Annotated in this window: 9 protein-coding genes; all 9 read left to right on the top strand. The window is 44.1% G+C overall.

From position 1 onward, the window contains the following. The first annotated feature begins 87 nt into the window (after positions 1 to 87). The 9 genes from rsgA (at position 88) to IGK61_RS17390 (ending at position 9603) form a co-directional block, all read left to right on the top strand. Positions 88 to 972: a ribosome small subunit-dependent GTPase A gene (gene rsgA / locus IGK61_RS17430; RefSeq protein WP_016608316.1), complete on the top strand. Its 885-nt coding sequence runs from the start codon at positions 88 to 90 to the stop codon at positions 970 to 972. 9 nt (positions 973 to 981) lie between these two features. Next, a complete protein-coding gene (gene rpe / locus IGK61_RS17425) occupies positions 982 to 1635 on the top strand; it encodes a ribulose-phosphate 3-epimerase (protein WP_015510634.1) in 654 nt (217 codons plus the stop codon). Further along, positions 1636 to 2268 carry a thiamine diphosphokinase gene (locus IGK61_RS17420; protein ID WP_074536333.1) on the top strand — a complete coding sequence of 211 codons (633 nt, stop codon included), beginning with the start codon at positions 1636 to 1638 and terminating at the stop codon, positions 2266 to 2268. It begins immediately after the preceding gene. Between the two features lie 142 nt (positions 2269 to 2410). Then, positions 2411 to 3268, top strand: a complete 858-nt coding sequence (gene mreC / locus IGK61_RS17415; RefSeq protein WP_074536331.1) for a rod shape-determining protein MreC — start codon at positions 2411 to 2413, stop codon at positions 3266 to 3268. Positions 3269 to 3270: 2 nt separating this feature from the next. Continuing rightward, on the top strand, positions 3271 to 3780 hold the full coding sequence (gene mreD / locus IGK61_RS17410; protein WP_005230239.1) for a rod shape-determining protein MreD: 510 nt from the start codon (positions 3271 to 3273) through the stop codon (positions 3778 to 3780). Positions 3781 to 3965: 185 nt separating this feature from the next. Continuing rightward, positions 3966 to 5327: a C40 family peptidase gene (locus IGK61_RS17405; protein WP_015510633.1), complete on the top strand. Its 1362-nt coding sequence runs from the start codon at positions 3966 to 3968 to the stop codon at positions 5325 to 5327. A gap of 69 nt (positions 5328 to 5396) precedes the next feature. Beyond that, on the top strand, positions 5397 to 7145 hold the full coding sequence (locus tag IGK61_RS17400) for a PTS mannitol transporter subunit IICB (RefSeq protein ID WP_074536330.1): 1749 nt from the start codon (positions 5397 to 5399) through the stop codon (positions 7143 to 7145). Then, the gene (locus IGK61_RS17395) at positions 7126 to 9156 is read left to right on the top strand and encodes a BglG family transcription antiterminator (protein ID WP_005230244.1); all 2031 of its coding nucleotides are present in this window, start codon (positions 7126 to 7128) and stop codon (positions 9154 to 9156) included. The genes IGK61_RS17400 and IGK61_RS17395 overlap by 20 nt, the downstream gene beginning before the upstream one ends. 12 nt (positions 9157 to 9168) lie before the next feature. Continuing rightward, a complete protein-coding gene (locus IGK61_RS17390; RefSeq protein WP_005230245.1) occupies positions 9169 to 9603 on the top strand; it encodes a PTS sugar transporter subunit IIA in 435 nt (144 codons plus the stop codon). Positions 9604 to 9681: the final 78 nt, after the last annotated feature.

The raw sequence follows: 9681 nt of genomic DNA, 5'->3' as shown, positions 1-9681 counted from the left end.
GCATTCGCTTCAGGCTTTTTTTGTGTTTTCAGCCAGTGAGAAGCCCTGAAAATATGATACAATAGTAAAAAACGAGGAGGAAATTGTTTGAAGGGAAAAATCATCAAAGCGCTAAGCGGATTTTATTATGTGGCATCAGAAGATGAAATCTTTCAAACCCGCGCTCGAGGAAATTTTCGGAATCGAAAAATCACTCCTTTGGTGGGGGATGAAGTGATCTTTGAAAGCAGCAATCAAACAGACGGTTATCTTTTAGAGATCTTGCCGCGAAAAAATGAGCTAGTTCGACCGCCAGTCGCAAATGTGGATCAAGGGGTGGTCGTGACAAGTCTAGTTGAGCCGAACTTCTCCTATAACCTATTGGACCGCTTTTTAGTGACGTTAGAGTATGAGGGGATCGAACCGATCATCTTTTTGACAAAAGCGGATCTTGTGAAAGATCTTGCCGCAATGAAAGCAATTGAGGAGACCTATCAAGCAATTGGCTACCACGTGATCACGTCAAAAGCAGAAGGCGAAGATCTATTGGAACTTCAACGGTACTTTCCTGAGCGGATCACCGTCTTTATGGGGCAATCCGGTGCTGGAAAGTCGACATTGCTGAATCGGATCGTCCCAGAATTGGCATTGGAAACAGGAGTGATCTCAGAATCTCTCGGGCGGGGGAAACATACGACCCGTCATGTGGAGCTCTTGCCGATTTGTGATGGATTGGTTGCCGATACACCAGGATTTAGTTCGATCGACTTTTTGGAAATCGAAGCGGTGGAGTTACCCAAACTATTTCCTGACTTTTTAGCGGTAGCTGCCAACTGTCGTTTTAGGGAATGTAGGCACCTTAATGAACCTGATTGTGCAGTTAAGCAGGGGGTTGCAGCAGATGAGATTGCCGAGACTCGTTATAAGAATTACGTGCAATTTTTAGAAGAGATTGAAAACCGACGTCCGGTTTATAAAAAGAAGAAAAAGTGAGGGAAAAGCATGATAAAACTAGCACCATCTATTTTAAGTGCCGATTTTGCAAATCTTCAAAGAGACATTGAGCTGGTAGAGCGCCATGGCGCAGATTATATTCACGTAGACGTGATGGACGGTCATTTCGTCCCTAATATTACCTTAGGCCCAAACATCGTTAAAGCGATTCGCCCAGTTACCAAACTGCCGTTGGATGTTCACCTAATGATCACCGAACCAGAAAAGTATATCCATGCCTTCGCAGAAGCTGGGGCAGATATCATTGGGATCCACGCGGAAGCAACACCTCATATCCATCGTGCGATCCAAATGATCGTGGCAGAAAATGTCAAAGCAGAAATCGTCATCAACCCAGGCACACCAGTATCAGCCATTGAACATGTTTTATCCATGTGTGATCAAGTGTTAGTCATGACGGTCAATCCAGGGTTTGGTGGGCAATCCTTTATTGAAGAATCACTAGAAAAAATTGCGGTACTGGCTGCTTTAAAAGAAGAAAAAGGCTACCATTATGATATCGAGGTAGATGGCGGGATCGTTCCTGAGACAGCCAAACGTTGCCTGGAAGCAGGTGCAAATGTCTTCGTAGCAGGAAGCTATATTTACGATGCCGATGAACCTGCAGCACAAATCAGAGCCTTGAAAGAAGCTTTGCAATAAATGAAGATTTTGTTAGCAGCAGGGGGGCGCCCTGAAAATTGGCCACCGCTGATGACCTATGACAAATACATTGGGATTGATCGCGGGGCATTGTTTTTGCTTCAGCACCAACGGCCAGTCGATCTAGCGATTGGTGATTTCGACTCTTTGACCGCAGGCGAACTGCAAGCAGTCAAACAACAAGTCAACACAGTGATCCAAGCTCCTGCTGAAAAAGATGATACAGATACCCAATTGGCATTGGTGGAGACGTTGCGTCGCTATCCAAAAGCGCAAATCGACTTGATTGGTGCAACAGGAGGACGTCTCGACCATCTTTTAGCCAATCTATGGCTGCCTTTAGAAGATCGGTTTCGTCCATTTGCCCCAAATCTGCGTTTTTTAGATCGTCAAAATGTCGTTCAGTTCTTTTTACCAGGCACCTATCAATTGGAAAAAGAACCCGAGATGCAGTATTTGGCGTACTGCTGTTTGACGCCGGTAACAGATTTGACGTTGACAGGTAGCAAGTATTTATTAGAAAACGTCCAAGTGCCGTACCCAACTTCTTATGCCAGCAATGAATTTCTGACACAAACAGCAGGTTTTTCCTTTAGCAGCGGGATGATAGCAGTCATTCAAAGTTGTGATTAAGAGACGGAACGTCTCTTTTTTTTGTTGAAAATTTCAGAAACTTAATTACAAAAAAAACATTAAGACGGTCAACTTAGCTTTTGTTTGCAGGGTATTAATGGTAAAATTGGAACTACAGTTTGGAATTATTTGAGGTGTCTTTGTGAAAAAGTTTAATCCTAATAAAAATATTATCATCACATTGATTATTGTGATTTTAGTTGTCACCGTATTAAGCGTGACGATCGCCCGCCGAGCTGCGGGAAACTCCACCAATGTTGTGCAATCAACGGTCAATGACTCCGTTGGCTTTATCGATAAAGTGATTACGGCGCCTTTTCGTTGGATCGAAAATGGGGCGAATTCAGTCAAAAACTTGTTTGTGACGTATGAAGAAAATGAACGTTTAAAAGAGAAATTGGACAGTTTTGATGAACTGGAACAAGCGAAGGACAATGCGCAAAGAGAAATCGATGCCTTGAAAGAAGAGCTAGAGCTGAATGCGACCTTGACGAATTATGAACGGATCTCCGCCAATGTCATCAATCGGTCACCTGATACTTGGCAAGATATGCTGATCGTGGACCGCGGCTCAAGAGACGGCGTTGAGGTCAACATGGCAGTCATGTCGCAAAAAGGCTTGATTGGTCGTGTCATTGAGGTCAATGCGGCTTCTTCTAAAATTGAACTTTTGACTTCTGAAAACCAGAATTCTAACCACTATCCGGTTCGGATCAGCGGCGAAGATGGGTCAAACTTTGGGATTCTAAGTAGTTACGATCAAAAAGAACGTTCCTTGGTCATTACCCAGTTGACAGGGGACAATGAGCTGAAGGAAGGCGATGTCGTGCAGACCTCTGGATTAGGAGGAAACTCGCCTGCCGACTTAGCGATCGGAACAGTGATCCGTACCACCAAAGATGAGTTTGGTCTTGATACCCAAGTGTTTGTAAAACCGTATGCCCAAATGTATGATATTCAAACAGTAACGATTATCAAACGCTTGGCAGGTGAGGAATAGCCATGAAAAAGCATGACTACATCAAATACCTGGCAGCGGGCGTCTTCTTTTTGATGATGTTGGCAGATGGACAACTGACGCGTTTTTTAGAAAAATGGACCCAAGACAATTATATCGCCAGTGCGCATCTTTTATTGATCGCCCTTTTATGTGGCGCGAAGTATTTGCCGAAAAACTTTTTGATCACCACGGCGCTTGTGATCGGCTGCCTCTATGACGTGTATTATGTCGGTGTGATCGGCATCTACACGGTGGCGTTTCCCTTGATCGTATGGATCATGTATATTTTGAAAAATACGCTTTATCAAAATGTATTTACCATGTTTTTCGGAATGATCATCTTTGTTACAAGCTTAGAAGTTGTGACGTTGGGCGTCCAGTTGCTATTTAAGATCGCATCAGTTAGCACGTCATTCTTTGTTTCCCGCTTTTTAGCACCAACGCTTTTATTGAACATCATTTTGTTTATCCTTTTAGTCGTTCCATTCATGAAGCTATTCAAAGACGAATAGCTTCGTTTTTTTTGCGTTTGACTGTATAAAAATAACAGCGATTGAAATGTTTTTGTAATATTCCTTTTATCTCTCTGACATACGGCTGTGTTACAATCACACTATCGTGAAGGACTTTAGGTATTCTTAAGCATTTATACATAAAAAAACCATATTAGGGGAAGCAACAGCCGGAGGAATGAAGAGTGAAAAAGCGAATTTTATCTTTATTGTTAGTAAGTTCAATTGTTCTTACTTCTGCAGCAGCACCGACACTTGTCTTTGCATCAGATTTTGACAATAAAATTGAAGAAAAAAATAAAGAGATCTCTGACTTGCAAAACCAGCAAGCGAGCATCCAGTCACAAGTAGCAGCACTTGAAAGCGACGTGGCTGCAATCAATGAAAAAGCCCAAACTTTGTTGCAACAACAAGGTGATTTGCGTGCGGATTCTGAAAAGTTGAAGCAAGAAATTGCTGATTTGAAAGTCAGAATCGAAAAGCGTGAAGAAGCGATCCAAAAACAAGCCCGTGACGTTCAAGTCAATGGTCAAAGCACGAACTTTATTGATGCAGTATTAGAAGCTGACTCTTTAACAGATGCTATTGGCCGTGTGCAAGCAATGACGACGATCGTCAATGCTAACAAAGATCTTGTGGATCAACAAAAGGCAGACCAAGAAGCAGTTGAAGCGAAAAAAGCGGAAAACGACGATAAATTGGCAGAAATCGCAGCGAACCAATTTGAATTAGAAACACAATTAGGGGATCTACAAGCCAAACAAGCCGATTTAAATGTTTTACAAGCGGAATTGGCTGTTCAACAAGCATCTAAAGAAGATGAAAAAGCTGATTTAGAAAAACAAAAAGAAGAATACGAAGCAGAACAAGCACGCATCGCTGCAGAAGAAGCGGCGGCGGCAGCAGCTCGTGAACAAGCAGCACAAGAAGCAGCGGCTCAAGAAGCGGCAGCAGCTGAAGCAGCTACTCAGGAAGCAGCATCAAGCGAGTCTTCAACGTCGAATTCAACGACATCAAACTCAACAACAAATTCTAGTACGACGACTGATACTACGCAAGGCAGTTCATCACAAGGTGGCGGTTCAACAAATACGACACCATCGACTCCTGCCAACAATAACAATAGCAATAACAACCAAGGATCGAACAATAGCGGCAATGGTGCAAGCAATACTCCTGCACCCGCACAAACGGTCAACGGTTCAGCAATCGTAGCAGAAGCAATGAAATACATTGGTACTCCTTATGTATGGGGTGGTACGACACCAGACGGCTTTGACTGTTCTGGCTTTACACAATATGTATTTGCTAAAGTTGGGATCTCATTACCACGGGTAACTTACGCACAAGAATTTTCTGGTACGGTGATCTCGATCAATGAAGCAAAAGCTGGTGACTTGTTATTCTGGGGTAGCCGCGGAAGCACACACCACGTGGCGATCGCTATGGGTAACGGACAATACGTTCATGCACCAACACCAGGTCAAAATGTTTCTGTTAGCAGTTACTCTTATTACTCACCAGATTTCGCGGTACGCGTAAACTAAATCAATTGAAGCTATTTCAAAAGCTGGCGTTTTACGTCAGCTTTTTTTGATTTCTGTTTTAAAAAACGTATGCTTTTTTTGTTTTCAGTCTTGCCAGAACATCTTATAATAGAGAAGAGAAAGGAAGCGGATAAAATGAACAAGACCTCGTCTTCCAGAGAAAAAATGATAACGGTTAAGTTTTATACGAATTATCTTTCTCGCATGATGATGCCGAATTTAAGTATTTTTATTGCGTGGATGCTGATTTCATTCCTGCTGCCTTTTTTCTCAGTCGATCAACAAGTGATCCAGCAAATGGAACAAGGGGTCTTGACTGTGCTGCTGCCCCTCATGATCGCCTATACAGGTGGGCAGATGGTGGCGCCTGAACGAGGTGGGGTCGTAGGAGCAGTGGCGGTCTTAGGGGCTATTCTCGCAACCGATATTCCCCAGGTCTTTGGGGCGATGCTGCTGGGGCCGCTAGCGGGCTGGCTATTGTACCGCAGTGATTCGATCGTGAGCAAAGTCAAAAGTGGCTATGAGATGCTGGTGCGCAATTTTATTGCAGGTGCGTTTGGCGGACTCCTCTTTTTAGGCAGTTACTTCCTATTGGCGCCGCTTTTTAATTGGTTCAGTCTCGGCAGCTATCAGCTGGTTGATTATTTTGTTCAGCAAAACGTCTTGCCCTTTATCCATATCATTGTAGAACCATTGAAGGTTTTGTTTTTTAATAATATTGTCAACCATGGTCTATTTACACCGCTAGGGATCGAAGCAGCGGCACTCAATGGTCAGTCGGTTTTATTTTTGATCGAGGCCAACCCCGGTCCAGGATTAGGGGTCTTAGCGGCGTATCTTTTTTTTGGTTCAAAGCGAAACCGAACGAATGCCGCAGCATCCGTTTTTGTGCAGGCTATTGGTGGGATTCATGAAGTGTATTTCCCGTTTGTTCTGCTCGATCCTTGGGTGTTGCTCGGTCCGATCGTTGGTGGTTTCAGTGGCACGCTGATCTTCCAATTTTTAGGGGTAGGCTTAAGAGCGCCTGCGTCTCCGGGCTCGATCTTAGCGATTTTACTCAATACACCGCCGTCTATGATCCTAGGTGTCTTAGCTGGGATTGTCGTCAGTACGGTCGTATCGTTTGCGATCGCTAGTGTGCTGTTAAAACGGAAGTCCAATACAGAAAATGAGGAGCGTAAGATGCCGAAAATGAAGAAAGTCACGGAGATCGTCGTGGCCTGTGACGCAGGGATGGGATCCAGTGCGATTGGTGCCAGCATACTAAAAAAACAGTTACAAGAAGCCCAGCTAACGTTTCCTGTCCGCTATCAATCGATTTATCGTGTGATCGATGATCCCGCGCTTTTGGTGATCACCCAACGGGAATTAGCAGCTATTGCCCAAAAGCAGACACCACACGCACAGCATTATGTGTTAGATAATTTTTTGGCGGCTGATGAGTATGCCCCGCTGATTAAAGAATTACAAAGAAGAGAACAGGATCCGCAAAAATCGCTGCAAACCGAGGCAGCAAGTTCGTTAGGATTTTCAACGATCATCTTTTTGTATACTGGAAAAAAACGCGGTTCACAAACGATGGCAGTGGAGATACTAAGCAAAATGGCCCGCCAACAAGCGCTGTCTTTGACCATCAAAAAAATGGCGTATGAAGGACAAGCTCTTGACCCTACGGCAGTCTATATCCTCCCGAAAGAACTTGCAGAAAAGTGCCCGATCCCAGATGTTCCTTTGCTGGTGGTGGATGATTTATTGACGACAGATGCGTATCGTCAGTTACTGACAGAAGGAGTCGACTATGTTTTTGACCAATCGTGAAACACTTTTATTAACGGAATTGATGAATAGTACCGGCCCAGTTTCTTTAGATCGCATGATGCAAGTCTTAAAAGTCAGTAAACGAACGGTGTACCGTGAACTGGCTAATTTAGAAAAATCGCTGGAAACAGTAGGAGCTACCTTAGAGAAGGTCGGTCGTGGTCATTTCCAAATTTTTGCATCAGAAACGAGCATTCGCCAATTGCAAGAAGCCATTATGGCAGATACCGATCAAGAATTCGCGGCTAGTGAGCGACAACATCGTATTTTGCTGCAACTGACTACCGCCACGAAGCCTGTATCTAGTCATTTCTTCTTGGATCGCTACCAAATCAGCAATACGACGTTTTTTTCAGATATCAAACAGCTAGAAGAAAGTCTCGCACGGCTGCCGTTAAGGATCGTGCGCAATCAAGGGTATGAGATCGAAGGCTCCGAAAAATATCGGCGGTTGATCACAGCCAATACACTAGTGATGGAGATCAATGAGTACCAATTTTTCCATTTACTGGAAACCGATGATGAAGCCCCGTTTATTTTTCAATTTCTGTCCCGTGACCATCTATTGCTAGCCCAGCGGCTGATTCGAGAAACCATCGAGCCGCAGTTCAAGGAACTTAGTGACCGCAAATTGGCGTTTATCGTCTTGATGCTGGCGCTAGCCATGGATCGGGTAGCTTTGGGCTACACGGTGGAAGAAGAGACGTACCCGAGTCAGATCAACAAAGACTTGCTGAAGGTGGCGAAAAAGATTTTTGCTCAGATCGCCGAAAAGACGAAACTGCTTTATTCCATCAACGAAATCGTCTTTTTTGCCGTGTTACTAGGTGATTTTGCTAATTCCTTTGATCGTGATTTTTTTGATGACAATTTTGATACTGACTTGGCTTATCGTGTGAAACGCTTGATCGAATTGGTCAGTGAGCAAACGGAAGTGGCGTTTTATGAAGATACGAACTTGTATAAAATGCTGCTGACCCATATCTCAGGAGTGATGACGCGGGCGATTTTAGAAGAAGATCATTTGAACAACCCTATCCTAGAAAAAATCATGAACCAGTATGTCGAGATCGCCAGCGGGATTCGCAATCATCTGCCGCAGGTCTTTCCGCAGCAGCAGTTCTCGGAAGAAGAAATCGCCTATATGGTCCTGCATTTTGCCAATTCGTTGGAAAAAAATCCGAAAGTGTTAGAAGTCAATATTGCAGGGATCTCTCCTAGCGGATTAGCCTCCATCAGTTTATTAGAGATGCAGCTGCGGAAACATTTTCCCTTTATCAATCAAATCACCTTCTTTCGAGTGGGAGATGTCAAACGGGAAAATATCGAGGAGACCTATGACTTGGTGATCTCGACTTCCTTGCTGCCAGGGTATCAAGGAGAGTACAAACTCGTTTCACCGATCCTGCTAGAAGAAGACATTCAAGAGTTGAAGAAGGCCTTCCAAGCCATTAGTCAGAAAAAACGTTCCGCAAAAAAAGCACCCTCTGCTTTGGTCAAAGAGGAATCCTATGAAGCGGTCTTGGCTTTTATCGAAGCCATTAACCAGCTATTGGCGCTGTTTCAAGTGCAAGCCATTGATAACCCAGCGGACTTGGAAGAAACGTTGCAGCTGGTGCTGACGTCTTTTGATGAACATGTTGTTTTGGATCGTGAGAAAGTCGTTGATCGTCTCTTACGGCGCTACTTCCAAGCGCCAGTGGGCATTCCTGACACTCACTTTGCCTTGTTTCACGCGGCGAGCTCGGCGATCTTGCAACCAGTTTTTCGTATTTTCGACTTGAAACAACCTTTGCCTCTTTTAGCGATGGATAAAAAAGAGATCGCTGTTACCCGTTTATTAGTCATGCTGGCGCCGTATCCTATCAATGAAACAAGCTCTCAGATGTTAGGAAAAATCAGTGGTTCGATCATTATGAATGATCTAAATACGGAGATTTTTAATTCGGGCAATGATTCGATTATTTATCAGTTGCTCTCTTCGCTCTTGATTGAAGAAGTAAAACAATAGGAGGGATCAGCGATGTATATTCCACAGGAGCGGATTTTGTTGGATCAACACTTTACCGATGCCACAGAGGCTCTGACAAAAATTGGCGAGTACTTAGTCAACCAGGAGATCGTTTCCTTGCCCTATGTCAAAAGCCTTTTGCGTCGCCATCAAAAAACAGGTGTTTACATCGGTAACTTTGTGGCATTGCCCCATGCGGAAGAAGAAGCCCAGCAATGGATCAAGGAAGAAGGACTCTTTTTGATCCAAGTGCCTGATGGCGTCGACTTCGGCACGAAGGAGCAGCCTAAAATCGCTACGATCCTTTTCGTAGTCGTCCTAAAAGAGCAGCAATTAGCTGTTTTGCAAGAAATCGCCTTTTTTTGTTCTGATATGCAGAATGTTCGGGTGCTTAGTGATGCCGAATCGGTTGAAGAGATCCAACAGATTTTGCTGGCAGAAGAATAAGCGATCAGCAGCAGGCTGGCTTGCAACAAGAGCAGCGAACGAAATAAATGAATGAGCTGCCTCCGTGTACTTGCTCTT

The sequence above is a fragment of the Enterococcus sp. AZ063 genome, from assembly GCF_051715045.1.
Taxonomy (GTDB): Bacteria; Bacillota; Bacilli; order Lactobacillales; family Enterococcaceae; genus Enterococcus_D; species Enterococcus_D casseliflavus.
The sequence above is the reverse complement of the archived record's forward strand: the minus strand, read 5'-3'. Positions and strand labels throughout refer to the sequence as shown.